Origin of the sequence: Streptomyces sp. NPDC002044 (assembly GCF_040296725.1) — a bacterium.
GTDB classification, from domain to species: domain Bacteria; phylum Actinomycetota; class Actinomycetes; order Streptomycetales; family Streptomycetaceae; genus Streptomyces; species Streptomyces antarcticus.
Genome location: NZ_JBEOXU010000087.1, coordinates 1 through 26309 on the forward strand (window position 1 = coordinate 1; position 26309 = coordinate 26309).

16 protein-coding genes, 1 tRNA gene, 1 rRNA gene and 1 pseudogene are annotated in these 26309 nt (G+C 73.0%); 5 read left to right on the forward strand and 14 right to left on the reverse strand.

What is annotated here, in order from left to right; genetic code table 11:
• Positions 1 to 87 precede the first annotated feature (87 nt).
• A pseudogene (locus ABT106_RS21115) lies at positions 88 to 456 on the forward strand (hypothetical protein); the annotation flags it as partial.
• Here the strand turns inward: ABT106_RS21115 and ABT106_RS21120 are convergent.
• The 3 genes from ABT106_RS21120 to ABT106_RS21130 all read right to left on the reverse strand — a co-directional run bounded on the left by ABT106_RS21120 (position 425) and on the right by ABT106_RS21130 (position 2322).
• Complete coding sequence (locus ABT106_RS21120; RefSeq protein ID WP_351279535.1) at positions 425 to 733, reverse strand: AzlD domain-containing protein; 309 nt, start codon at positions 731 to 733, stop codon at positions 425 to 427. The pseudogene ABT106_RS21115 and the gene ABT106_RS21120 sit on opposite strands and share 32 nt — an antisense overlap.
• Positions 730 to 1428, reverse strand: a complete 699-nt coding sequence (locus ABT106_RS21125) for an AzlC family ABC transporter permease (RefSeq protein WP_351279537.1) — start codon at positions 1426 to 1428, stop codon at positions 730 to 732. The genes ABT106_RS21120 and ABT106_RS21125 overlap by 4 nt, the downstream gene beginning before the upstream one ends.
• A 102-nt stretch (positions 1429 to 1530) precedes the next feature.
• Entirely contained in the window at positions 1531 to 2322 is a 792-nt protein-coding gene (locus ABT106_RS21130) for an AraC family transcriptional regulator (RefSeq protein ID WP_351279568.1), read from the reverse strand.
• A gap of 134 nt (positions 2323 to 2456) precedes the next feature.
• Between ABT106_RS21130 and ABT106_RS21135 the strand changes: the two genes are divergently transcribed.
• The 3 genes from ABT106_RS21135 (at position 2457) to ABT106_RS21145 (ending at position 8798) form a co-directional block, all read left to right on the forward strand.
• Positions 2457 to 7046 (forward strand): ATP-dependent helicase, encoded by a 4590-nt coding sequence (locus tag ABT106_RS21135; RefSeq protein ID WP_351279540.1) that lies wholly within the window; start codon positions 2457 to 2459, stop codon positions 7044 to 7046.
• A gap of 102 nt (positions 7047 to 7148) precedes the next feature.
• Positions 7149 to 7952 carry a DNA-formamidopyrimidine glycosylase family protein gene (locus tag ABT106_RS21140; protein WP_351279542.1) on the forward strand — a complete coding sequence of 268 codons (804 nt, stop codon included), beginning with the start codon at positions 7149 to 7151 and terminating at the stop codon, positions 7950 to 7952.
• A gap of 36 nt (positions 7953 to 7988) precedes the next feature.
• On the forward strand, positions 7989 to 8798 hold the full coding sequence (locus ABT106_RS21145) for an SDR family NAD(P)-dependent oxidoreductase (RefSeq protein ID WP_351279544.1): 810 nt from the start codon (positions 7989 to 7991) through the stop codon (positions 8796 to 8798).
• On the opposite strand, the gene ABT106_RS21150 is transcribed toward ABT106_RS21145, so the two are convergent.
• The 9 genes from ABT106_RS21150 to ABT106_RS21190 form a co-directional block, all read right to left on the reverse strand.
• The gene (locus ABT106_RS21150; protein WP_351279546.1) at positions 8746 to 9123 is read right to left on the reverse strand and encodes a hypothetical protein; all 378 of its coding nucleotides are present in this window, start codon (positions 9121 to 9123) and stop codon (positions 8746 to 8748) included. The two genes, ABT106_RS21145 and ABT106_RS21150, sit on opposite strands and share 53 nt — an antisense overlap.
• Positions 9124 to 9271: 148 nt before the next feature.
• Positions 9272 to 9652 carry a helix-turn-helix domain-containing protein gene (locus ABT106_RS21155; protein WP_351279549.1) on the reverse strand — a complete coding sequence of 127 codons (381 nt, stop codon included), beginning with the start codon at positions 9650 to 9652 and terminating at the stop codon, positions 9272 to 9274.
• 109 nt (positions 9653 to 9761) lie between these two features.
• Positions 9762 to 10271 (reverse strand): CinA family protein, encoded by a 510-nt coding sequence (locus tag ABT106_RS21160; RefSeq protein ID WP_351279551.1) that lies wholly within the window; start codon positions 10269 to 10271, stop codon positions 9762 to 9764.
• A gap of 74 nt (positions 10272 to 10345) precedes the next feature.
• On the reverse strand, positions 10346 to 11002 hold the full coding sequence (gene pgsA, locus ABT106_RS21165; RefSeq protein WP_351279553.1) for a CDP-diacylglycerol--glycerol-3-phosphate 3-phosphatidyltransferase: 657 nt from the start codon (positions 11000 to 11002) through the stop codon (positions 10346 to 10348).
• Positions 10999 to 12492, reverse strand: coding sequence for a 30S ribosomal protein S12 methylthiotransferase RimO (rimO, locus tag ABT106_RS21170; RefSeq protein ID WP_351279556.1), 1494 nt, complete (start codon positions 12490 to 12492; stop codon positions 10999 to 11001). Before rimO ends, pgsA begins: the two co-directional genes overlap by 4 nt.
• A gap of 124 nt (positions 12493 to 12616) precedes the next feature.
• The gene (locus ABT106_RS21175; protein WP_351279570.1) at positions 12617 to 13525 is read right to left on the reverse strand and encodes a helix-turn-helix domain-containing protein; all 909 of its coding nucleotides are present in this window, start codon (positions 13523 to 13525) and stop codon (positions 12617 to 12619) included.
• Positions 13526 to 13748: 223 nt separating this feature from the next.
• Complete coding sequence (locus ABT106_RS21180; RefSeq protein WP_351279559.1) at positions 13749 to 16562, reverse strand: FtsK/SpoIIIE family DNA translocase; 2814 nt, start codon at positions 16560 to 16562, stop codon at positions 13749 to 13751.
• Between the two features lie 213 nt (positions 16563 to 16775).
• Entirely contained in the window at positions 16776 to 17456 is a 681-nt protein-coding gene (locus tag ABT106_RS21185) for a response regulator (RefSeq protein WP_351279561.1), read from the reverse strand.
• Between the two features lie 274 nt (positions 17457 to 17730).
• Positions 17731 to 23259, reverse strand: a complete 5529-nt coding sequence (locus ABT106_RS21190) for a HAMP domain-containing hybrid sensor histidine kinase/response regulator (protein WP_351279563.1) — start codon at positions 23257 to 23259, stop codon at positions 17731 to 17733.
• Between the two features lie 168 nt (positions 23260 to 23427).
• Between ABT106_RS21190 and ABT106_RS21195 the strand changes: the two genes are divergently transcribed.
• Positions 23428 to 26013: a SpoIIE family protein phosphatase gene (locus ABT106_RS21195; RefSeq protein WP_502979445.1), complete on the forward strand. Its 2586-nt coding sequence runs from the start codon at positions 23428 to 23430 to the stop codon at positions 26011 to 26013.
• A gap of 122 nt (positions 26014 to 26135) precedes the next feature.
• On the opposite strand, the gene ABT106_RS21200 is transcribed toward ABT106_RS21195, so the two are convergent.
• Positions 26136 to 26211: transfer RNA gene (locus ABT106_RS21200), tRNA-Thr, on the reverse strand.
• 5 nt (positions 26212 to 26216) lie between these two features.
• Positions 26217 to 26309: ribosomal RNA gene (gene rrf, locus ABT106_RS21205) — 5S ribosomal RNA — on the reverse strand; the annotation flags it as partial.

The following is a 26309-nucleotide window of genomic DNA, read 5'->3' on the forward strand; positions in this document are numbered from 1 at the left end:
CTTTCGTCGTGGCGGGCGCGACGAAAGAGGGCGGTCGGCGGCGGACACGGGTGTCTAGGGTCGTCGGGTGGATGTCATGGGGAAGACGCGGACCGGCTGGGGCGCCTCGCGCGCGAGCGGGGGCTGGTGGTGCTCGACCCCGGGCGGCGCGCCGCGTACCCGCCGGCCCCCGGCTACGCGCCGGCCGAGCAGCTGTTCCCGCACGACTTCGCGCGGGGACCCGATTCGCTGGCCCGCGGCTGGTTCACCGACGAGGAGGTGCGCCGCTCGCTGGACTTCCTGGCCGCGCAGCAGCAGCCGGACGGCGGCTGGCCGGTGTACCGCCGGGAGTGGGCGCCGGGCAGCTCGCTGGAGCGGCGGCCCATCGCCACTCTGGAGGCCCTGCTCACCCTGCGGGCGTACGGGCGCCTGCCGGACGGCGCCGCTACCAGCCCAGCGCCCGCACCCCCGCGGTGACCAGCACCGCCGCGGCGACGACGACGAGGAACGGCGCCCGCAGCACCAGTGCCACTCCGGCGGCCGCGAGCCCCGCGGCCCGGGCGTCGAGGACCAGCTCGTGCCCGGTGCTGAAGGTCTGCTGGGCGGTGAGCGCGGCGAGCAGCGCGACCGGCAGCAGGGCCGACAGACGGCTCACCAGCGGCCGCTCCAGCGCCGCGGCGGGGACGAGGAGCCCGGCGAGCTTGACGGCGTAGCAGCCGACGACGGTGAGCCCGATGGCGATCCAGACGTTCACGAACGGCGTCCCTTCATCCACAGCACCACGGGAGCGGCGAGCGCCGCGATCAGCACGGGAACCCCGGCGGGCAGCACGGGCAGGAAGGCCAGCCCGAGGACCAGCGCGAGGGCGGCGACGGCCCGCTCGGTGGAGGTCTTCAGCATCGGCGCGAGCAGCGCCAGGAACACGGCGGGACCGGCGGCGTCGAGGCCCCAGGCCCTGGTGTCCCCGATGGCCTCGGCGCCCAGGGCGCCCAGCAGCGTGGTGAGGTTCCACAGCACGTACAGGGTGAGCCCGGTGACGGTGAAGCCGAGCCGGGCCGACTTCCGGTCGGGCTGGGCCAGCGCCACGGCGGTGGTCTCGTCGATGACCCAGTGCGCGGCCAGCGGCCGCACGGGCCCGGGGAACGCCAGCAGCTGGGACAGCCGCAGGCCGTAGAAGGCGTTACGGGTGCCGAGGAAGAAGGCGCCGGCGGCCGCGGTGAACGGGTTGCCGCCCGCGGCCAGCGCCCCGACCAGGGCGAACTGCGAGGCGCCGGTGAAGACGAGCAGGCTGAGCACACTGGCCTGGAGCGTGCTGATCCCCGCCCCTGCCGCGGTCACCCCGAAGGCGAACCCGGACAGACCGACGGCCACCCCGACCCCGAGCGCGTCCCGGACGACCGCGCCCCGCGGCTTGTCGGCGATCCCGTCGGGGGCCTCTGATACCACCATCTGATGTTCTCCCACGCCCCGAAGGTACGCAGGGCCCGGTGGTCCGGTCTTGTACGTTCTTGCGCGCCCGCCCCGCGGTTGCGAGTCCGGCGGCGGATCCGGTCAGCGGCCCTGGCCGGCGGCCCGCCCCCGCCGGTACGCGCCGGGCGGCACCCCCACGATGCGGGTGAAGTGCCGGTTCAGGTGCGGCTGGTCGGTGAAGCCGACGGCGACCGCCGCCTCCGCCGGCGGGGTCCCCGCGTCCAGCAGCCGGCGCGCCCGCCGGACCCTGGCGTCGGTCAGCCAGGTGTGCGGCGGCATCCCGTACCGCTCGCGGAAGGCCCGCAGCAGGGCGAACGGGCTCGTCCCCAGCCCGGCGGCCAGCTGCTCCAGCGAGGGCGGGTCCGCCATCCGCTCCTCCAGCACGGCCCGCGCGGCCGCCGCGTCGGCGGCGCCCGCCCCGCGGACCGTGCGCGGCGGCAGCGGGCCCGCGTGCCGGCCGAGCATCCGCGCCACCACGCCCCGCAGCAGGGTGTCGGCGGCCAGCGCGTTCCCCGCCTCGGCGGCCCGGTGCACCTCGGCTATCGCCCGCGAACCGTCCGGGTCGGTGACCATGTCGGCGGTGAAACCGGGGGTTCCGCGCAGCGTCCCGACCTCGGCGGCGACCTCGCCGATCAGCTCGCGGGAGGGATAGAGCGTGGAGTACGCCCACCCCTCGGGAACCCCGGCCCGCGCCGTGTGCGCGACCTCCGGGTTGATCAGGACCACGCTCCCCGGCCCCGCCCGCAGGGTGCCGCCCGGCAGCCCGATCTCCTCGACGCCGCCGGTGACGGCCGCGATGACGTACCCGTCGTGGGCGTGGCGCGGGAAGGTGTGGCGGACGTAGCGGGCGCGCAGCAGGTCCAGCCCGGGCAGCTCCGGGTACCGCCAGTGCCGCGCCCACTCGCGGCGGTCCTCGTCCGTCCCCGTCCCCCCATTCTGCGCCTCGCCGCGGACCGGCGTTTCCCCAGGTCCGGATGGTTGTCAGTGCCGGGGTGCAGGATGGGGGCATGGTCGGCTCCGCGCTCGAATCGTTCTCCCCCGCGACCCGCTCCTGGTTCACGGGGGCCTTCGCCCTGCCCACCGCCGCCCAGGAGGGCGCGTGGCGGGCGATCACCGAGGGCTCGGACGTGCTCGTCGTGGCACCCACCGGATCGGGCAAGACGCTGGCCGCCTTCCTCGCGGCCCTCGACCAGCTCGCCTCGGCCCCGCCGCCGGCCGAGCCGAAGAAGCGCTGCCGGGTGCTGTACGTGTCGCCCCTGAAGGCGCTGGCCGTGGACGTCGAGCGCAACCTGCGCAGCCCGCTGACCGGCATCCGCCAGGAGTCCGTGCGGCTCGGTCTGCCCGAACCCGAGATCCGTGTCGGGATCCGCTCGGGGGACACCCCGCCCGCCGAGCGGCGCTCGCTGGCCACCCGCCCGCCGGACATCCTCATCACCACGCCCGAGTCGCTGTTCCTGATGCTGACCTCGGCCGCCCGGGACGCCCTCGCCGGCATCGAGACGGTGATCCTGGACGAGGTGCACGCCGTCGCCGGCACCAAGCGCGGCGCGCACCTCGCCCTGTCCCTGGAGCGGCTGGACGAACTGCTGCCGCGCCCCGCGCGCCGGATCGGGCTCTCCGCGACGGTCCGCCCGGTGGACGAGGTGGCCCGGTACCTCGCGCCGCGGGGCAGGGTGGAAATCGTCCAGCCGCCGTCCACCAAGGAGTTCGACCTGTCGGTGGTCGTGCCGGTGCAGGACATGGGCGAGCTGGGCGGCTCCCCCGCCACGGAGGGGCGCGAGGGCGGGGACAAGCCGTCCATCTGGCCCCACGTGGAGGAGCGGATCGCCGACCTCGTCCAGGCCCACCGCTCGACGATCGTGTTCGCCAACTCCCGCCGGCTCGCCGAGCGGCTCTGCAACCGGCTCAACGAGATCGCGTACGAACGCGCCACGGGAGAGCAGCTCCCCGAGGGCTCGCCCCCGGCCGAGGTCATGGCCCAGTCGGGCGCCTCCCACGGCGCCCCGCCGCTGCTGGCCCGAGCGCACCACGGTTCGGTGTCCAAGGAGCAGCGGGCCCTGGTGGAGGAGGACCTGAAGGCGGGGCGGCTGCCCGCCGTGGTCGCCACCTCCAGCCTGGAGCTGGGCATCGACATGGGCGCCGTCGACCTGGTGGTGCAGGTGGAGTCCCCGCCGTCGGTGGCCTCCGGGCTCCAGCGCGTGGGCCGGGCCGGCCACCAGGTGGGCGCGGTGTCCACCGGCGTGGTCTTCCCCAAGTACCGGGGCGACCTGGTGCAGGCCGCCGTGGTCACCGAGCGGATGCGCACCGGCTCGATCGAGTCCCTGCGCATCCCCTCCAACCCGCTCGACGTCCTGGCGCAGCAGCTCGTGGCGATGACCGCGATGGACACCTGGCAGGTCGACGACCTGATCGCGCTGGTACGGCGGGCGGCGCCGTTCGCCGCGCTGCCCGAGTCGGCGTTCACGGCGGTGCTGGACATGCTGGCGGGCCGCTATCCGTCGGACGCGTTCGCCGAGCTGCGGCCGCGCGTGGTGTGGGACCGGGTGGCCGGGACGGTCACCGGGCGGCCCGGGGCCCAGCGCCTCGCGGTCACCTCCGGCGGCACCATCCCGGACCGCGGCCTCTTCGGCGTCTTCCTCGCGGGATCGGACCCGAAGAAGGGCGGCGGCCGGGTCGGCGAGCTGGACGAGGAGATGGTGTACGAGTCCCGCGTCGGGGACGTCTTCACCCTGGGCACCACGACGTGGCGGATCGAGGACATCACCCGCGACCGGGTCCTGGTCACCCCGGCTCCCGGGGTGCCGGGCCGGCTGCCGTTCTGGAAGGGCGACCAGCTGGGCCGTCCGCTGGAACTGGGCCGCGCGGTCGGCGCGTTCCTGCGCGAACTGGGCGCCCTCTCCGGCGAGGACGCCCGGCTGCGGCTGCTGGCGGCCGGCCTGGACGCCTGGGCGGCGGAGAACCTCCTGGCGTATCTGACCGAGCAGCGCGAAGCCTGCGGGCACGTACCGGACGACCGGACCATCCTCGTGGAACGGTTCCGCGACGAGCTGGGCGACTGGCGGGTCGTGGTCCACTCCCCGTTCGGCGCGCAGGTGCACGCGCCGTGGGCGCTGGCCCTCAGTGCCCGCCTCGCCGAGAAGTACGGCATGGACGCGCAGGTCATGCACGCCGACGACGGCATCGTGCTGCGCCTGCCGGACGCCGACCTGCTGTCCATGGACCTCCTGGACCACGACCCGGCGGGAACGCCGGCCTTCGAGTTCGACGACGCACAGGCCCCGCTGGGCGCCGCCGACGTCGTCCTCGACCGCGGCGACGTCCACCAGATCGTCACCGACCAGGTCGGCGGCTCGGCGCTGTTCGCCTCCCGCTTCCGCGAGTGCGCGGCCCGCGCCCTGCTGCTGCCGCGGCGCAGTCCCGGCAAGCGCACCCCGCTGTGGCAGCAGCGCCAGCGCGCGTCCCAGCTGCTCCAGGTGGCTTCCGAGTTCGGTTCCTTCCCGATCGTGCTGGAAGCCGTACGGGAATGCCTCCAGGACGTCTTCGACGTGCCCGGCCTGACCGAGCTGATGGGCGACATCGAGGCCCGCCGGGTCCGCCTCGTCGAGGTCACCACCCCCGAACCCTCCCCGTTCGCCCGCTCCCTCCTCTTCGGGTACGTCGCGCAGTTCCTGTACGAGGGCGACTCGCCGCTGGCCGAGCGCCGGGCGGCCGCGCTGTCGCTGGACTCCCGGCTGCTGGCCGAACTGCTGGGCCAGGCCGAGCTGCGCGAGCTGCTCGACGCGCAGGTGCTGGAGGAGCTGGAGCGGGAGCTCCAGTGGCTCACCGAGGACCGCCGGGCGAAGGACGCCGAGTCCGTCGCCGACCTGCTGCGGCTGCTGGGCCCGCTGACCGCCGCCGAGCTGGCCGAGCGCGGCGCGGATCCGGCCTGGGCCGCAGCCCTGTCCGCGGCCCGCCGCGCGATCTCGGTCCGGATCGGCGGACGGGACCACTGGGCCGCGATCGAGGACGCGGGCCGGCTGCGGGACGCCCTGGGCACGGCGCTGCCGGTCGGTGTCCCGGAGGCGTTCACGGAGCCGGTCAAAGACCCCCTCGGGGACCTCCTCGCCCGGTACGCCCGCACCCACGGGCCGTTCACGACGGCCGCCGCGGCAGCCCGCTTCGGCCTGGGCGCGGCGGTCACCGAGGGCGCGCTGCACCGGCTCGCGGCGGCGGGCCGGGTGGTCCAGGGAGAGTTCCACCCGGCGGGCATCGGCCAGGAGTGGTGCGACGCGACGGTGCTGCGCCGGCTCCGCCGCCGCTCCCTGGCCGCGCTCCGCCAGGAACTGGAACCGGTGCCGCCGGCCTCGCTGGCCACGTTCCTCCCGCAGTGGCAGCACGTGGGCGGCGCCCTGCGCGGCATCGACGGCCTGGCCCGGGCGGTGGAACAGCTCCAGGGCGCCCCGGTACCGGCGTCCGCGCTGGAGCGCCTGATCCTGCCCTCCCGGGTCGCGGGGTACTCCCCCGCCCTGCTGGACGACCTGACCACCAGCGGCGAGGTCGTCTGGGCGGGTGCCGGGGCCCTCCCGGGCAAGGACGGCTGGGTCTCGCTCTACCTGGCCGACGCGGCCCCCCTGCTCCTGCCCCCGCCGCATCCCCTGGAGACCGGCCCGGTCCACCAGGCGGTCCTGGACTCCCTCGCCGGGGGGTACGGGCTGTTCTTCCGCCAGATCACCGACTCCGTCCGGGCGGACCATCCCGAGGTCTCGGACCTGGCGCTGTCCGAGGCGCTGTGGGACCTGGCCTGGTCGGGCCGGCTGACGAACGACACCCTGGCCCCGCTGCGTTCCCTGCTGGGTTCGGGCCGCACGGCGGGCGCGACGGCCCACCGCGCCCGCCGGACCGTCCCGCGCGGCCGGTACGGCACGCTGAGCGCGACCGTGTCCCGGACCGGCCCGCCGACCGTGTCGGGCCGCTGGTCCCTCCTGCCCCTCCGGGCCCCCGACCCCACGCACCGCGCCCACGCCCTGGCCCGCACCCTGCTGGACCGCCACGGCGTGGTCACCCGCGGAGCGGTGGCGGCGGAAGGGGTGGAGGGCGGTTTCAGCGCGGTCTACCGCATCCTGGCGGCCTTCGAGGACAGCGGCCAGGCCCGCCGGGGGTATGTGGTGGAAGGGCTCGGGGCCGCGCAGTTCGCGATGGACGGCGCGGTGGACCGGCTCCGGGCCGCCGAGCGCACCCCGCCCCCGCTGGCGGCGGTGGTCCTCGCCGCCGCCGACCCCGCGAACGCGTACGGCGCCGCCCTGCCCTGGCCGGAGCCCCCGGAGGGGGCCACCCACAAGCCCGGCCGCAAGGCGGGCTCGCTGGTGGTGCTGGTCGACGGGGAACTCACCCTGTACCTGGAGCGCGGCGGCAAGACCCTCCTGTCCTGGCCCCCGCCGGACGACCCCCGTCTCACGGCGGCGGTCGCGGCCCTGGCGGGCGCCTGCCGCGCGGGCACCGTCCCCGCCCTGACGGTGGAGCGCGTCAACGCGGCCGCCTCGCTGACCTCCCCGTACGGCCCGCCCCTGGAAGCCTCCGGCTTCCACGCCACTCCCCGGGGCCTGCGCCTGCGCACCTGACGGCGGTGGGACCTCACCCCGTCGGCGGCCGGGCCTCCGGGGCCCGCCCCACCGGGGCCCACGCCACCGGCACGGGCGCCGCCGCCGCGCGACAATGTCCGCATGCCCGAAGGAGACAGCGTCCACCGCGCAGCCGCCCGCCTCCACGCGGCCCTCGCGGGCCGCCCCCTCACCCGCAGCGACCTGCGCGTCCCCCGCTTCGCGACCGCCGACCTCACCGGCCGCACCACGCTCGACGTCACCCCCCGCGGCAAACACCTCCTCGCCCGGTTCGAAGGCGGCCTCACCCTCCACAGCCACCTCCGCATGGACGGCGCCTGGCACGTGTTCCCCGCGGGGGCCCGCTGGCGCGGCGGCCCCGACTATGAGGTCCGCGCGGTCCTCGGCACCGCCGAGCACACCGCCGTCGGCTACCGCCTCCCGGTCCTGGAGCTGATCCGGACCGCCGACGAGGAGCAGGCCGTGGGCCACCTCGGCCCCGACCTCCTCGGCCCGGACTGGGACCCCGGCCGGGCGGCGGCGAACCTCCTCGCGGCCCCCGGCCGCCCGCTCGGCGAGGCCCTCCTGGACCAGCGCAACCTCGCCGGGATCGGCAACATCTACAAGTCCGAGCTCTGCTTCCTGGCCCAGGCGACCCCCTGGACTCCCGTCGGCGCCCTCCCCGACCCCCCGGCGACCCTGCCCCGCATCGCCGCCGCCGCCCAGCGCCTCCTCGCCGCGAACATCGGCGACCGGGCGCGCGGCCGCCGCAACACCACGGGCATCGGCCGTCCCGGCCCCGACCTCTTCGTGTACGGCCGTGCCCGCCGCCCCTGCCTGCGCTGCGGCGCCCCCGTCCGCGAAGCCGAGCAGGACGGCCGCCCCACGTACTGGTGCCCCCAGTGCCAGACCGGACCCACCCCCTAGTTGACGCTCCGTCAGATTCGGTCGTACGGTCCCGGCATGCCCACACCCGCACCCACGCCCACACCCCCCGGCCCCACGCCCACCCCGTCCTCCCCTCACGACCTGACCGGCCGCACCGCCCTGATCACCGGCGCGGCCGGCGGCATCGGCCGCGCCACCGCCCTCGCCCTCGCCGGAGCGGGCGCGCACGTGCACTGCGCCGACCGCGACGAGACCGGCCTCGCCGAGACCGCCGCGCTCGTCGCGAAGTCCGGCGGAGCCGCCACCGTCCACCCGCTCGACGTCACCGACCGGGCCGCGCTCCGGGCCGCAGTCGCCGCGGCCGGCCCACTCGACATCGCCGCCGCGATAGCCGGGATCATGCACACCAGCAGCGTCCTGGAGACGGCGGACGAGGACCTCGACCGGGTCCTGGACGTCAACTTCAAGGGCGTCCTGCGCACCTGCCAGGAGGCCGCCCGCTCCATGATCGCCGCGGGCCGGCCCGGGTCGATCGTCACCATGGCCTCCGGCGCCGTGGACGCCGCCCAGCCCGGCCTGCTCTGTTACAGCGCCGCCAAGGCGGCGGTCGTCCAGCTGACCAAGACCCTCGCCACCGAGGCCGGCCCGCACGGCATCCGCGTCAACGCCGTCGCCCCCGGCTGGATCCGCACGCCGATGACCGGCCGCCACGGCCCCGAGGTACAGGAACAGACCGAGGCGATGATGATCCGGATGTCCCCGCTGCGCCGGGTCGGCGAGCCCGAGGACATCGCCCAGGCCGTGCTCTATCTGGCCTCGGACGCCTCGTCCTTCATGACGGGCCAGATCCTTCGCCCGAACGGCGGAGTCGCGATGCCGTGGTAGCCCCGCCGTCGCCGCCCCCGGCCACCGTCTCGCCCGTACGGGCCGCCTGCGGCGCCTGCGCCACCCCCGCGGCGCCCGCCATCCCGGCCACGCCCGCCACGGCGGCCGCGGCCGCCCCGGCAGCCGCCCTCCGCGCCTTGCGTGCCGGCCCCGGCACGCAGTGCACCGGCAACAGCCCCAGGCCCCATCCGCCCACGGCCACCGCGCCCTCCACGGGCCCCGCCTCCGCGGGTGCGAGGACGAGCCGCAGCACGGCCCACCACCACAGCGCGCCCACCGTCAGCGCGAGGGCCGGAGCCACGGGTATGCGCAGCGAACGCCGCACGGCTGCCTCCCAGGGACCGGGGACGGACCCGGCCGGCCCCATCCTCCCGCACCCCCCTCACCCCCGCACCCAGAACGGCACGGAGCCCCGGCCGGCGCTCAAGGCACCGACCGGGGCTCCGGCCACACTCACACGCTCACGTGCTCGCTCACGCGGCTACGACATTCACCGCTTCCGCGGGCGCCTTGATGGTCACCCGCTCCGGTCCGGCCGTGACCGAGGCCATGGAGACCGAATTGAGCATCGGGCGGACCGGTACCTTCACCGGTTCGCTTGCCGCGGCCGACTGTGCCAGCTCGGCAAGCGACAGTTCGTCGCTGACTTCGCGCATCAGCTCGGACATCCGTACGTCCAACGCGTCGCAGATCGCGGAGAGCAACTCGGAGGATGCCTCCTTCTGCCCCCGCTCCACCTCGGAGAGATAACCGAGCGAAACTCGGGCCGACGAGGAGACTTCGCGCAGAGTACGGCCCTGGCGCTGGCGCTGCCGACGCAGCACGTCACCCAGCAGGCGACGGAGCAGAATCATCGGTGGCTCCCTCCTCTGACCGTGTAGCCGCATCCTTCACGCCCCACCGTACCGCCTCGCGCCGCGGCCGTGCGGGGAGCGATGTCGTGTTCACTCAGGGCTGCAAACATCAAATCCCCCCGTTCCGTTCCGTATCCTGCCTCCGCGCATTCTCACGGAGTTGGCTTGAGAGAAGTTCGAGTACTGTGCGTGCACTCTCCCTACGAATTTCCGTACGGGAGCCGTTCAACCACAGCCGGGCCGTTTTCCTGCCCTCCGGACCCGAAACGGAGACGAAGACGGTGCCCACCGGCTGACCGTCCTGCGGGTCCGGACCGGCCACCCCGGTGGTCGCGATCCCCCACGAAGCGCCCATGAGCCGCCGCACCCCGGCCGCCATCTCCTCCGCGACCTGCGCGTTCACCGCGCCTTCGGCCTCGAGCAGCCCGGCGTCCACGCCCAGGACCCGGTGCTTGAGCTCCGTGGCGTACGCCGTCACGGAGCCGCGGAAGGACCGGGAGGCGCCCGGGACGGCCGTGAGTTCGGACGCGACCATGCCGCCGGTCAGCGATTCGGCCACGGCGAGGGTCTCGTCACTCTCCGCCAGCAGCCGCAGCACCTCCGCGGCCACCGCGGCCACACCCGCCCCAGCGGCCCCAGCGGCCCCCCGGGCCGCACCGTCCGCCAGAGGGGGAAGCGCCCCCGCCGCGTGCGTCACCGCGCGGCCCGCTCCGCGGCGATTCCCCTGCGGCGCAGCACGAGGGCCTGGCGGATGTAATCCAAACCGGTGATGACGGTCAGCACGACGGCGAGCGCCATCGCCCAGAAGCGCAGGGTCGCCAGCGGCCCGGTCAGCGCGAGGACGTACATGCCCACCGCCGTTCCCTGGGCCAGGGTCTTCATCTTGCCGCCCCGGCTGGCCGGAATCACTCCGTGCCGGATCACCCAGAAGCGCAGCAGCGTGATCCCGAGCTCCCGCCCGAGGATCACCCCGGTCACCCACCAGGGCAGGTCGCCGAGCCAGGAGAGGCAGATCAGCGCGGACCCCATGATCGCCTTGTCGGCGATCGGGTCGGCGATCTTGCCGAAGTCCGTGACGAGGTTGTACGTGCGCGCCAGGTGTCCGTCGAAGATGTCCGTGATCATGGCGACGGCGAAGGCCGCCCATGCCCATGCCCGCCAGACGGGGTCGTAGCCCCCGTCGGCGAGCAGCAGCAGGACGAATCCCGGCACCAGGACGAGCCGGATCATCGTCAGGATGTTGGCGATGTTCCACAGGCTGGCCTGACTGACGGCCGTGGTCCCGAGCTGTGCGCCGGGGACGGGCCGACGGCCGGTCCCGCCCGCCGCAGGTGCCGGGACTCCGGTCATCCGGCCGCCTCCTCGAACTCCAGGCCCAGGGGCTCGGCCACCAGGTCCACGCCCAGGGTGCCGACCACCTTCGCCGTGACGATGCGCCCGGGGACCAGGCCGGCGCCGTCCGTGAAGACGACCTGTCCGTCGGTCTCGGGAGCCTGGTGGGCGGCGCGTCCGTAGGCGCCCTCGCCCTCCTCCGCCTCGTCGAGCGGCACGACCGTCTCGACGAGTACCTCCAGGGTCTCCCCGATCCGCTCCTCCGCGCGCTGCGAGGTGAGCTCCTCGGCGAGGCGCTGCATGTGGGCGAGGCGCTCGGCGATGGTCTCGGCGTCGAGCTTGTTCTCGTACGTGACGGCCTCGGTGCCGTCCTCGTCGGAGTAGCCGAAGACGCCGATGGCGTCGAGCCGCGCGTGGGTGAGGAAACGCTCCAGCTCGGCGAAGTCCGACTCCTTCTCGCCGGGGAAGCCGACGATGAAGTTGGACCGCACGCCGGCCTGCGGCGCCTTGCTGCGGATGGTGTCCAGCAGTTCCAGGAAGCGGTCGGTGTCACCGAAGCGGCGCATGGCGCGCAGCACGTCGGGCGCCGAGTGCTGGAAGGACAGGTCGAAGTACGGGACGACCTTGGGGGTCGAGGTCAGTACGTCGATCAGGCCGGGCCGCATCTCGGCGGGCTGGAGGTAGCTGACGCGGACGCGCTCGATGCCGTCCACTGCGGCGAGCTCCGGCAGCAGGGTCTCCAGCAGGCGGATGTCGCCGAGGTCCTTGCCGTACGAGGTGTTGTTCTCGGAGACCAGCATGACCTCCTTGACGCCCTGCTCGGCGAGCCAGCGGGTCTCGCCCAGCACGTCGCTGGGGCGGCGGGAGATGAAGGAGCCGCGGAAGGAGGGGATGGCGCAGAAGGAGCAGCGCCGGTCGCAGCCGGAGGCCAGCTTGACCGAGGCGACGGGGCTCTTGTCCAGACGGCGGCGCAGGGGCGCGCGCGGGCCGGAGGCGGGCGCGAGGCCGTCGGGGAGGTCGGCCGGCGCGGGAGCGGGCTCCTGGGCGTGGCCGGGGAGGGCGACCGCGGTGTCCTGGCGCTCCGCGGGGCTGATCGGCAGCAGCTTGCGCCGGTCGCGCGGGGTGTGGGAGGCGTGGATGCCGCCGTTGAGGATGGTCTGCAGGCGGTCGGAGATGTCGGCGTAGTCGTCGAAGCCGAGCACGCCGTCCGCCTCGGGGAGCGCTTCGGCGAGTTCCTTGCCGTAGCGCTCGGCCATACAGCCGACCGCGACGACGGCCTGCGTCCTGCCCTGGTCCTTGAGGTCGTTGGCTTCCAGGAGGGCGTCTACGGAGTCCTTCTTGGCGGCTTCGACGAAGCCGCAGGTGTTGACGACGGCTACGTCCGCGTTCGCGGCGTCCTCGACGAGCTCCCAGCCATCCGCCGCCAAGCGGCCTGCGAGCTCCTCCGAGTCCACCTCGTTACGGGCGCAGCCAAGAGTGACAAGGGCGACGGTACGGCGTTCGGGCATGGACTCAAGACTACTTCGTCCCGGCGGCGGCCCCCGCCCACGTCCCCCCACGACAAGATCCCCGGAGTGCGGCGCAGCACTCCGGGGATCTTGGATCGAGCGTTCCGCCCGGGGGCGGCCCTGGTCAGCCCGCCTGCGGCTGACCCTGGAGGGGGTCTTCCTTGGTGTAGGTGAGACGTTCCACCTGGCCGGGCTGGAAGTCGTCCTTGATCTCCTTGCCGTTCACGAAGAGCTTCACGGCCCCGGCGTCGCCGAGCACGAGGTCGACGGACTCCTTGTCGGTGAAGGTCTTGGACTCACCCTGTGTGAGGGTGCCGTCGAAGAGGAGACGGCCGCTGTGGTCCTTCGCGGAGATCCAGCTCTCGCCGGTGTCCGCCGTCAGGACGACCGTGACGAGGTCCTTGGGCGCGGCGGCGATGGCACTGTCCGAAGGCTCCGGCTTGGGCGCCTTCGGGCTCGGGGAGGCTTGCGGGGGCTGGGGCGCCGGCTGCTTGCCGCCGGACTGCTTGGGGGCGGGCTGCGGGGCGGCGGAACCTTCCGCCAACGGCTGCTTCGCCTTCTCGTCGTCGCCGCCGAAGGCGGTGAAGCCGACGAAGCCGATCACGGCGACGATGGCGGCGACCATGGCGGCGGTCCAGTTGGGCCGCTGCCTCTCGGGGCGGATGCGCTCGGCTTCGAACATGGGCGCGGCGGGGGTGGGTGCCGGCCGGCCGCCGTGGGCCGCGTCGTAGCTCTCGATCAGGGGTGCCGGATCGAGGTGGACGGCGCGGGCGAGCGTACGGATGTGACCGCGGGCGTATACGTCGCCGCCGCAGCGCGTGAAGTCGTCCTCTTCGATCGCGTGCACGATCGGGATGCGCACGCGGGTGGTGGAGCTGACCTCGTCGACGGTGAGCCCGGCGGCGATCCGGGCCTTCTTGAGGGCCGTCCCGATGGACGGTCCTTCGACGGAGCGTTCGACGATGCGGTCCTCGGACCGGTCGTCGGTCGAAGGACGCTCGTCTTCGGGGGAGTTGGAGTTGCCGATGGACACGAGGGCGCCTTTCGAGCGTGTAGCCACCTGCTGGATGTCCAGTCTAGGGGGGTGACGAAAGGGTGGAGCAACCGGAGGGTGCACTTCCTACGCCATCCGAATGGCGAAGCAAGATCCCTTTCCGGCGCGGTGGCCCTGCGCCGTGCGCGTGGCCGTGCGCGCGGTGCCACCACCTCCGTTCAACTTGACGCGCGCCCGGGGGAAACGGTTGCTCGCCGATCCCTTACGGGTGAGCCTCCCCGCGGATGACGGCGAGCAGCCCGTCCAGCTCGTCGGCCTTGAGCAGCACGTCGCGGGCCTTGGAGCCCTCGCTCGGGCCGACGATCCCGCGCGATTCCATCAGGTCCATGAGCCGGCCGGCCTTCGCGAAACCCACCCGCAGCTTGCGCTGGAGCATCGAGGTGGAGCCGAACTGCGTGGTGACCACCAGCTCCGCCGCCTGGCACAGCAGGTCGAGGTCGTCGCCGATGTCCTCGTCGATCTCCTTCTTCTGCTTCTGCCCGACCGTGACGTCGTCCCGGAAGACAGGCGCCATCTGGTCCTTGCAGTGCTGGACGATCCCGGCGATCTCGTCCTCGGTGACGAAGGCGCCCTGGAGACGGACCGGCTTGTTGGCCCCCATCGGCAGGAACAGCCCGTCGCCCTTGCCGATGAGCTTCTCGGCGCCCGGCTGGTCGAGGATGACCCGGCTGTCGGCGAGGGAGGAGGTGGCGAAGGCCAGCCGGGAGGGCACGTTCGCCTTGATCAGGCCGGTGACCACGTCGACCGAGGGCCGCTGGGTGGCGAGCACCAGGTGGATGCCGGCCGCGCGGGCCAGCTGCGTGATCCGGACGATGGAGTCCTCCACGTCGCGCGGGGCCACCATCATCAGGTCGGCGAGCTCGTCGACGATCACCAGCAGGTACGGGTACGGGCTCAGCTCCCGCTCGCTGCCCGGCGGCAGTTTGATCTTGCCGTCCCGGATGGCCCGGTTGAAGTCGTCGATGTGCCGGTAGCCGAAGGCCGCCAGGTCGTCGTAGCGCAGGTCCATCTCGCGCACGACCCACTGCAGGGCCTCGGCGGCCCGCTTGGGGTTGGTGATGATCGGCGTGATCAGGTGCGGGATGCCCTCGTAGGCCGTCAGCTCGACGCGCTTGGGGTCGACCAGCACCATCCGGACGTCCTCCGGGGTGGCCCGGACCATCACGGAGGTGATCAGGCAGTTGATGCAGGAGGACTTTCCGGAGCCGGTGGCGCCGGCCACCAGGACGTGCGGCATCTTGGCGAGGTTGGCCATGACGTAGCCACCCTCGACGTCCTTGCCGAGCGCGACGAGCATCGGGTGGTCGTCCTCGGCCGCGTCCGCGAGGCGCAGGACGTCGCCGAGGTTGACCATCTCGCGGTCGGTGTTCGGGATCTCGATGCCGACCGCGGACTTGCCGGGGATCGGGCTGATGATCCGGACGTCCGGTGATGCCACCGCGTAGGCGATGTTCTTCGCCAGCGCCGTGATCCGCTCTACCTTCACGGCCGCGCCGAGGGTCACCTCGTAGCGGGTGACCGTCGGGCCCCGGGTGAAGCCGGTGACCTTCGCGTCGACCTTGAACTCGGTGAAGACGTTCGTCAGCGAGTCGACCACGGCGTCGTTGGCGGCGCTGCGCGTCTTGCCGGGGCCGCCGCGCTCCAGCAGGTCGAGCGACGGCAGCGAGTACGTGATGTCCCCGCGCAGCTGGAGCTGCTCGGCGCGCGGCGGCAGCGGCTGGCTCTTCTCCGGCGCGGCCTTGGTCAGGTCGGGCACCGCCAGCGTCCCGGACACCGCGGCGGTGGTGTCGTGCGGCTCCCCGGCCGGCGGCGCCGCGGGAGGAGTCGCGGGAGGATGCGGAGGATTCGCGGGCGGGGCCGGTACGGGCCGCCCCGCGCGCGCCGGCGGCACCGGGGCGGTGGGTTCCGCGCCCTCCCGCTCGGGGGTGATGCCCTGGGTCAGGTCGGCGACGACCGGGGACGGCGGCAGCCCGCCGTACACCGCGCCGTCCAGGGCGGCGGCGGCCGCGGCGGCCACGTCGACGGCGTCCATCTCACGGTCCATGGCCGGCCGGGCCGAGCTGCGCCGCGGGCGGCGGCGCCGGGCGAGCGCCTCCTCCTCGGCGACGTCCGCCGGGTCGCCCGTCAGCGCGTCGGCGCCGCCGCGGGCCCGCCACCGCTCCGGATCGTGCCGGTCGCCGGGGGCCGGGCCCGCCTCGTGGTCCCCGTAGTCCTCGTCGTACTCGTTCGGCGCGATGATCCCGAGGCGGATGCCGAGCCGGCGCAGCCGCAGCGGGATGGCGTTGACCGGGGTCGCGGTGACCACCAGCAGTCCGAAGACCGTCAGCAGCACCAGCATCGGCACGGCCAGCGGCGCGCCCATGGTGAAGATCAGCGGCTTCGAGGCACCCCACCCGATCAGCCCGCCCGCGTCCTGCATGGCGGTCGTGCCCTCGTCGCGGCCGGGCGCCCCGCAGGCGATGTGGACCAGGCCCAGCACGCCGATGGCGAGGGCGGAGAGCCCGATGCCGATCCGGCCGTTGGCGTCGGCCTGCTCGGGGTGACGGATGAACCGCACCGCCATGACCCCGAGCAGGATCGGCACGAGCAGGTCGAGCCGGCCGAAGGCGCCGGTGACCAGCATCGTGACCAGGTCGCCGACGGGACCGCTCAGGTTCGACCAGGTTCCGGCGGCGACGATCAGCGCGAGGGCGAGCAGCAGCAGCGCCAGGCCGTCCTTGCGGTGGGCCGGGTCCAGGTTCTTGGCGCCCTGGCCGATGCCGCGGAAGACCGCGCCGACCGCGTGCGCGCAGCCCAGCCAGACGGCGCGCACCAGCCGCACCACACCCCCGGTCGGTGAGGGCGCGGGCTTGGCCGCGACCTTCTTGACCGGCGCGCGCCGGGCCGCCGCGGCCTTCTTCGCGGGAGGTCTGCGCGCGGGAGCCGCCTTCTTCGCCGGCGCCGTCGTACGGCCGGTGCGGCCCTTCGCGGTGCCCGCGGTGCTCGGGGAACCCTTACCGGACGTACGTGAGGCCATGGGGCCGAGGTTACCGGTGCGCACGCCGGTGGACACGCGTGCCCACCCCTTCACCCGTTCGTGTCGCCCGCCCCACCGGTGCCGTGACGCGCCGCCAGACCTGACGCACGCCCAGGACGCTCCCCGGGCGGGCCTCTTCGCGGAACGGGGCCCGGACGCCGGGGGCCGGGCAGCCGCGCGGCCGGCGCGTGGCGGCGGAGCCGGTCGTCCGGCTCAGCCCTGGAGGGGCAGCATCGCGCCACCGCCGGTACCGGGCTCCAGCGCGTCGAGCGCCCGCCGCAGTCCGGTCAGTTTGCGCTCCAGGTGGGCGGCGGTCGCGACCACCCCGGCGTCGGCCGAGTCCTCGCCGAGCTGCTTGGTCAGCGCCTCCGCCTGCTCCTCGACCGCCGCGAGCCGCGCGGAGAGCTCGGCCAGCAGTCCGGCCGTCTCCTTGCCGGCGTCCACACCGTTGGAGCTGCCGCCCTCCAGCTGGAGCCGCAGCAGCGCCGCCTGCTCCCGCAGTTGGCAGTTCTTCGTGTACAGCTCCACGAAGACCGAGACCTTGGCCCGCAGTACCCACGGGTCGAAGGGCTTGGAGATGTAGTCGACCGCACCCGCCGCGTATCCGCGGAACGTGTGGTGCGGACCGTGGTTGATCGCGGTGAGGAAGATGATCGGGATGTCCCGGGTCCGCTCCCGCCGCTTGATGTGCGCGGCCGTCTCGAATCCGTCCATCCCCGGCATCTGCACATCCAGCAGGATGACCGCGAAATCGTCCGTCAGCAGCGCCTTGAGCGCTTCCTCCCCCGACGACGCCCGGACCAGTGTCTGATCGAGCGCGGAGAGGATGGCCTCCAGCGCCAGCAGATTCTCCGGCCGGTCGTCGACCAGGAGGATCTTGGCCTTCTGCACCATGCCCTGTCCTCCTCGCCCCGGCATGGGGCCTCCCCGGCTCCAGGCTCCGGCCTGTGCGCCGGGCCCCGCCCCAGAGGACGGCATCCTTGCGCCGTCCGTCCTTGTGCCGGTCATCGTAGCCCCAGTCCCGAGATCGCCACACCCTGTCACCAAGATGTCACTGTGCACGAAGCGCAAACGCGGTGGGGGACCAGAAGGTTCCCCGTCCGCCCGTCTCCAGCACCCCTGTGGCCGCACCGTGGCGGCCCTTCCCGTCCGTATGCCCGCCCCGCGGTCACTTTCCCCGCATCCACTGCTCCATCACCGACAGCAGATAGTCGGGGTCCACGGGCTTGGTGACGTAGTCGGAGGCACCGGAGTCGATCGCCTTCTCCCGGTCGCCCTTCATCGCCTTCGCCGTCAGCGCGATGATCGGAAGCCCCGCGAACTGCGGCATCCGCCGGATCGCCGACGTCGTCGCGTACCCGTCCATCTCCGGCATCATGATGTCCATCAGCACGACCGACACGTCGTCGTGCTGCTCCAGGACCTCGATGCCCTCCCGCCCGTTCTCCGCGTACAGCACGGACAGCCCGTGCTGCTCCAGCACGCTGGTCAGCGCGAAGACGTTGCGCACGTCGTCGTCCACGATGAGCACCTGCTCGCCGCGGAAGTCGTACGTCCGCGGCACCACCGGAAGCTCCTCCTGCGCGTCGCCCCAGCCGTCCTCGGCGCCCACCGCGTTGGGCTGCCCCGGCACCGCCGTGCGCGGCTCCTGGTCGCTCGGCGCCTTGCGCCGCCGCCGGAACAGCGCGGCCGGGCCGCCGCCGCCCTGCCCCGACTGCTCGCCGGCGGGCAGCGAGGCCCGGACCGGCTGGGCCCGCACCGGAGCCGCGGGCGCCGCGGCGACCGGCGGCAGCGCGGGGCGCGGCTCGTCCGCCGGCCTGCGGTACAGCTCGCCGCGCGCCCCTCCGGGCGCGGGCGGCGCGTATCCCTGCGGGGGAAGCTCGCTCGGGTGCAGCGGCAGGTACAGCGTGAAGGTGGACCCGCGGCCCGGCTCGCTCGCCGCGTGGATCTCGCCGCCCAGCAGCCGGGCGATCTCCCGGCTGATGGACAGCCCGAGGCCGGTGCCGCCGTACTTGCGGCTGGTGGTCCCGTCGGCCTGCTTGAACGCCTCGAAGATCACCAGCATCTTGCTCGCCGCGATCCCGATGCCGGTGTCCGTCACCGAGAAGGCGATCAGGTCCCCGTCCGCCTCGCGCAGCGATCCGGCTTCCAGCAGCTGTTCCCGGATCGCCGTGGGAACGTCGGCCCCGGCGGGCCGGATCACCAGCTCCACCGCCCCGGTGTCGGTGAACTTCACCGCGTTCGACAGCAGGTTGCGCAGCACCTGCAACAGCCGCTGCTCGTCGGTGTGCAGGGTGGCGGGCAGCTCCGGGGAGACCCGTACCGAGAAGTCGAGACCCTTCTCCGCGGTCAGCGGCCGGAAGGTGGCCTCCACGTAGTCGACGAGCTGCACCAGCGCGATCCGCGTCGGCGAGACGTCCATCTTGCCCGCCTCGACCTTCGACAGGTCCAGGATGTCGTTGATCAGCTGCAACAGGTCCGAACCGGCGCCGTGGATGGTCTCGGCGAACTCGACCTGCTTCGGCGACAGGTTCTCCTCGGCGTTGTCCGCGAGCAGCTTGGCCAGGATCAGCAGCGAGTTGAGCGGGGTCCGCAGCTCGTGCGACATGTTCGCCAGGAACTCGCTCTTGTAACGCATCGAGACCGCGAGCTGCTCCGCCCGCTCCTCCAGCACCTGCCGGGCCTCCTCGATCTCGGTGTTCTTCACCTCGATGTCCCGGTTCTGCTGGGCCAGCAGTTCGGCCTTCTCCTCCAGCTCCGCGTTGGCGGCCTGGAGGGCCTTCTGCCGGTTCTCCAGCTCGTCGGAGCGCTCGCGCAGCTGCTCCGTCATCTCCTGCGACTGCTTCAGCAGCATCTCCGTCTTGGAGTTGACGCTGATGGTGTTGACGCTGGTGCCGATCATCTCGGCGATCTGGCTGAGGAAGTCCTTCTGGATCTGCGTGAACGGCGTGAAGGACGCCAGCTCGATGACGCCGAGCACCTTCCCCTCGAAGAGCACCGGCAGCACGATCACGTGCGCCGGCGGCGCCTCGCCCAGCCCCGAGGAGATCCGCAGGTAGCCGGGCGGGGTGTTCTCGACGAGGATCGTCCGCTTCTCCTCGGCGACGGTCCCGATCAGCCCCTCCCCCGGCCGGAACGAGGTCGGCATCTGCCCTCCGGCGTACGCGTAACTCCCGCGCATCCGCAGCTCGTACGACCCGTCCGCGCCCCCCTCCGTCCCGATCTCGGTGGTCCCGCCGGCCGGCAGCGCCAGGAAGAAGGCGCCGTGCTGCGCGGAGACCACCGGGGTGAGCTCGCTCATGATCAGCTTGGCCACGTCGTCCAGCTCCCGGCGCCCCTGCATCAGGGCCGAGATCCGGGCGAGGTTGCCCTTGAGCCAGTCCTGCTCCTTGTTGGCCAAGGTGGTGTCGCGCAGGTTGACGATCATCGTGTTGATGTTGTCCTGGAGGACCTGGATCTCCCCCGCCGCGTCCACGTCGACCTTCAGGCTGAGGTCGCCGCGGGTCACCGCGGTGGCCACGGCCGCGATGGCGCGGACCTGCCGGGTGAGGTTCCCGGCCATCTCGTTCACGGACTCGGTGAGGTCCCGCCACGTGCCGTCGACGTCCCGGACCCGGGCCTGCCCGCCGAGGATGCCCTCCGTACCCACCTCGCGGGCGACCCGGGTGACCTGGTCGGCGAAGGAGGACAGCTGGTCGACCATCGTGTTGATGGTCGTCTTGAGCTCCAGGATCTCGCCCCGGGCGTCGATGTCGATCTTCTTGGTCATGTCGCCCTTGGCGATGGCGGTCGTGACCATGGCGATCTGCCGCACCTGACCGGTGAGGTTGGAGGCCATGAAGTTCACCGAGTCGGTGAGGTCCTTCCAGGTCCCCGAGACGCCCGGCACGTGCGCCTGGCCGCCCAGGCGGCCCTCCGTGCCCACCTCGCGGGCCACGCGCGTGACCTCGTCCGCGAACGACGAGAGGGTCTTGACCATCGTGTTCACGGTGTCCGCGAGCTGGGCGACCTCGCCCCGCGCCTCGACGGTGACCTTCTTCGTCAGGTCTCCGTTGGCGACCGCCGCCGAGACCTGCGCGATCCCGCGCACCTGGGCCGTCAGGTTCCCGGCCATGGTGTTGACGTTGTCGCTGAGGTCCTTCCAGATGCCGGTGACCCCGCGCACCCTGGCCTGGCCGCCGAGAATGCCCTCGGTACCCACCTCGCGGGCCACCCGGGTCACCTGCTCCGCGAACGAGGACAGCTGGTCCACCATCGTGTTCACGGTGGTGACCAGCTCGAGGATCTCGCCCTTCGCGTCGACGGTGATCTTCTTCGACAGGTCTCCCATGGCGACCGCCGTGGTGACCTCGGCGATGTTGCGGACCTGTGAGGTCAGGTTGTTGGCCATGAAGTTGACGGACTGGGTGAGGTCCTTCCAGGTGCCGGAGACGCCCTTGACCTCCGCCTGCCCGCCGAGGATGCCCTCGGTGCCGACCTCCCGGGCCACGCGGGTCACCTGCTCCGCGAAGTTCGACAGCTGGTCGACCATCGTGTTCAGGGTGTTCTTCAGCTCCAGGATCTCGCCCCGGGCGTCCACGTCGATCTTCTGCGACAGGTCACCGCGCGCCACCGCCGTGGCGACCTGGGCGATGTTGCGGACCTGCGAGGTCAGGTTCCCGGCCATGCCGTTCACCGAGTCCGTCAGGTCCCGCCACACGCCGGCCACCCCGGGCACCTGCGCCTGGCCGCCGAGGCGGCCCTCCGTGCCCACGTCCCGGGCGACGCGGGTCACCTGCTCCGCGAAGGCCGACAGCTGGTCGACCATCGTGTTGATGGTGTTCTTCAGCTCCAGGATCTCGCCCCGGGCGTCCACGTCGATCTTCTGCGACAGGTCGCCGCGCGCCACCGCCGTGGTCACCTGGGCGATCTGGCGGACCTGCGAGGTCAGGTTCCCCGCCATGAAGTTGACCGAGTCGGTCAGCTCCTTCCAGGTACCGGAGACCCCCTCCACCCGGGCCTGACCGCCGAGGCGGCCCTCCGTACCCACGTCCCGGGCCATCCGCGTGACCTGGTCGGCGAAGGAGGACAGCTGGTCGACCATCGTGTTCACGGTGTTCTTCAGCTGGAGCATCTCGCCGGACACGTCCACGGTGACCTTCTGCGACAGATCGCCGTTGGCCACCGCCGTCGTCACCTGCGCGATGTTGCGCACCTGGCCGGTGAGGTTGCGGAAGGCGGTGTTCACCGAGTCGGTGAGGTCCTTCCACGTGCCGGCCGCCCCGGGCACCTGCGCCTGGCCGCCGAGCTCGCCCTCGACGCCGACCTCGCGGGCCACCCGCGTGACCTCGGCGCCGAAGGACTGGAGCTGGTCGACCATCGTGTTGACGGTGTTCTTCAGCTCCAGCATCTCGCCGGCCACGTTGACGGTGACCTTCTGCGACAGGTCGCCGTTGGCCACCGCCGTCGTCACCTGCGCGATGTCCCGCACCTGCGTGGTGAGGTTGCGGAAGACCGTGTTCACCGAGTCGGTGAGGTCCTTCCACGTCCCCGCCGCCCCCGGCACCTGCGCCTGCCCGCCGAGCAGGCCCTTCGCCCCGACCTCGCTGGCCACGCGCGTGACCTCGTCGGCGAAGGTCCGCAGCGTCTCGGTCATCTGGTTGATCGTTTCGGCCAGTTGCGCCACCTCGCCGCGCGCGCTCACCCGCACCTTCTGCGACAGGTCACCGTTCGCGACCGCCGTCGTCACCTGCGCGATCCCGCGCACCTGGGCCGTCAGGTTCCCGGCCATGGTGTTGACCGAGTCGGTCAGGTCCTTCCAGACGCCCGCGACGCCCGGCACCTTCGCCTGGCCGCCCAGCTCGCCCTCCGTACCCACCTCACGGGCGACGCGCGTCACCTCGGAGGAGAAGGACGACAGCTGGTCCACCATCGTGTTCACGGTGTTCTTCAGCTGGAGCATCTCACCGGCCACGTGCACGGTGACCTTGCGCGACAGATCGCCCTTCGCCACCGCCGTCGTGACGAGAGCAATGTCACGCACCTGGGCGGTGAGCCGGTACGCCATCGTGTTGACGGAGTCGGTCAGGTCCTTCCAGGAACCCGACATCCCGCGCACCTGGGCCTGCCCGCCGAGCTTGCCCTCGGTACCGACCTCCAGCGCCACGCGCGTCACCTCGTCGGTGAACGCGGACAGCTGGTCGACCAGGTTGTTGACCGTACGGCCGACCTTCAGGAACTCCCCGCGCAGCGGATGCCCGGCCCCCTCGGCGGCCTGCGTCCGCAGGTCCATCCGCTGGTCCAGATCACCCTCGGCGACCGCGGACAGCACCCGGCCCACCTCGGACACCGGTCGGGCGAGGTCGTCCACCAGCTGGTTCGAGGCGTCGATCGCGGCCGCCCAGGAGCCCTCGCAGGCACCTGTTTCCAGCCGTTCGCTCAGCTTGCCCTCACGGCCCACCATCCGCCGGACGCGGGACAGTTCCCCGGTCAGGTGCAGGTTCCGGTCGGCCACCTCGTTGTAGACGGCGGCGATCTCCGCCATCACTCCGTCGCCGGACACCGTCAGCCGCTTGCGGAAGTTCCCGTCCCGCATCGACACCAGGGCCGTGAGCAGCCGGTTCAGGGCGGCGGTATCGACCTCCGTCGTGCCACTGCGCCGGGAACGACCGCCCTTCGGCCGCGTTCCCGTACGCCGCACCGCTGCGCCAGACTCCACCGTGTCCCTCCCGAAAGGGTCGACCACTGTTCCACCGGACGCCGGACTCCTCGCGAGCCGGCTCTCCAAGCCTGCCCAGTGTTTCACCCTGGCCGAACCCGGCCATAACACTCCGGCACCATCGCACACCGGCCGTACCCTGCGGGTGGATTCCCCGACGACGGCACCCTGCCGACCGCGAAGGTAAGTAACCTGGCACCCGATGTCCCACCGCGTCGAAGGAGACTCGTGATCACGGCACGGGCGGCTGCCAGTTTCGACCCCCTCGGGCGTTCGGTCGCCGCCGCCCGGGCGTTCGTCCGCGACACCCTGCAGGGCTGGGGCTTCGCGGACGTCGTCGACGACGCCGTGGTCCTCACGAGCGAGCTCGTCACCAACGCCGTCGTGCACGCCGGAACCCGTGCCGAGGTCCTGTGCCTGCGTGCGGAGGACGGCGTACGGGTCGAGGTCGCCGACCGCTACCCGGAGCGCGAGCTGCCGCTCCAGCACCCCGGCGAGCGTCCCTACGCCGACCCCGACCGCGAGAACGGCCGCGGGCTGATGCTCTGCGCCGCGCTGGCCACCCGCTGGGGCGTCGAGTACACGGCCACGCACAAGCACGTGTGGTTCCGCATCGACCTTCCAGACCGGCCGGTCGGTACCCGCTCCGCAGGGCCCGTCATCCCCGACCAGCTGCTCCCGCTCGCCGACAGCCGGGTCCGCGTCGCCGTCCTCCAGATCGACGCCGACGACACCGTCTCGGCCTGGAACGAGGACGCGGAGCACATCTTCGGCCATCCCTCGGAGAAGGCCGTCGGCCGCCCGCTCGCGGAGCTCGCCGCCTGGCCGCAGACCCCCGGCACCGGTACCGGCATCGCCGAGGCCCTGCGCCTGTCCCGCTGGGAGGGCAGCTACGGCATCCGCGGCGCCGACGGGCGCGTCATCCCCGTCTACGCCTCCCACCTGCGGGTCCGCGACGCCCACGGCGAGCCGTCCATCGTCTGCCTCCTCGTCCACGACGACGAGCGCGCGCTCCTCCAGACCCCCACGCGGATCCCGGGCGTCGACAGCGGCCACCTCACCGAGCCCCGCCCCGCGGACCCCTTCGAGGTCTTCATCGGCTCCCCCGCCCCCGACGACCTCGACGGCCTGCTCCAGCGCACCGTCGAGCGGGCCCGCGACCTCCTGGACGCCGACTCCGCCTTCCTGCTGCTGGCCACCGACGACGAGACCGAACTCGAGGTCCGCGCCACCACCGGCCTGCCCTCGACCCGCCAGCGCTTCGCCCGCGTCCCGGTCGAGGCCGGCACCAACCGGTACGGCTCGGCCCGGATGCCCGCCGTCCACGACGACCTGCTGGCCGTCCCGGGGGCCGTACCGCTGCTGGAGTCGACCGGCATGCGCTCGGTCATCACGGTGCCGTTGAAGGTCGAGGGCCGTCTCACCGGTTCCCTCGGCGTCGCCGCGGAGGTACCGGGCCGCTACTCCAACGAGGAGGCCCTGCGCCTGCAGTTCGCCGCCGACCGGATCGCGCTCGCCGTGGAGTCCGCCCGGCTCGGCGAGCTGGAACGCCTGCGCCGCGGCTCCCTCTCCTTCCTCGTCGAGGCTTCCGACCTGCTGGCCGGCACCCTGGACCGGGACCAGACGCTGGCCCTCATGGCCCAGATGACCGTCCCGACGCTCGCCACCTGGTGCGCCGTCTACACCATCGCCGACCAGTCATCGGACCCGTTCCTCTCCTATGTCCTCCACGAGGACGAGGAGCGCATCGACGGCCTCAAGGAGCTCCTCTCCCGGGTGAGCCCGCCGGAGCCGGTCCGCGAGGCCGGCGCCCGTCCGTGGCCCGAGACCGCCCTCGCGGTCGGCGGGGAGACCGTCGTGCTCCCCCTCCTGGCCCGCAACCGCGTGATCGGCCTGCTGACGCTCGGCAAGCCGTCCGAGGAGCACTTCCGCCAGGAGATCCTCGAACTCGCCGAGGACCTCTCGCGCCGGGCCGCCCTGGCCCTGGACAACGCCCGCCTGTACTCCGAGCGCACCGCGATCAGCCGCGCCCTCCAGCGCAGCCTGCTGCCGCCCGACTCCCCCGCCATCCCCGGCATGGAGGTCGAGGTCATCTACCGTGCGGCCGGCGAGGGCAACGACGTGGGCGGCGACTTCTACGACGTCTTCCCGATCCGCGACGGCGCGTACGGCTTCGCCATCGGCGACGTCTGCGGTACGGGTCCGGAGGCCGCGGCCGTCACCGGTCTGGCCCGGCACGCCCTGCGCCTCCTGGCCCGCGAGGGCCTTGGCGCCCCGGCGGTCCTGGAACGGCTGAACGCGGCGATCCTCGACGAGGGCGCCCGCAGCCGCTTCCTCACCCTTCTCTACGGCGAGCTCCACCCCCAGCCGGACGGCGGAGCCCTGATGAAGGTCGTCTGCGCCGGCCATCCCCTCCCGCTGCGGCTGCGCCCGAACGGCGAGGTCATCCCGGCGGCCGATCCGCAGCCCCTGCTGGGCGTGATCGAGGACCTGGAGCTGTACGAGCAGACCCTCACCCTGGAGCCGGGCGACGTCCTGCTCTGCGTCACGGACGGTGTGACGGAACGCCGTGAGGGCACCCGCATGCTCGGCGACGACGGCCTGGCGGAAGTCCTCACCACGTGCACGGGCCTCACCGCCGGCGCGGTGGCCTCCCGCGTGCTGCGCGCGGTGGAGCGCTTCGCGGCCGAGCCCGCCTCGGACGACATGGCCATCCTGGCCCTCCGCGTCCCCCAGCCCCGCGAGGGCGAGTAGTCCCCCAGCCCGAAACAGCCCGTTCGCGCGAGGTGCGAACGGGCTGCGGCCGGCACCTCCCCTTCGTCAGGGAACGGGGAAACGCAAGAAGGCCCCCACCGAATGGTGGGGGCCTTCTTTGTTGGAGCCCTTTAACGGAATCGAACCGTTGACCTTCTCCTTACCATGGAGACGCTCTACCGACTGAGCTAAAAGGGCGGGTTGTTCGGCGGCGTCCTACTCTCCCACAGGGTCCCCCCTGCAGTACCATCGGCGCTGAAAGGCTTAGCTTCCGGGTTCGAAATGTAACCGGGCGT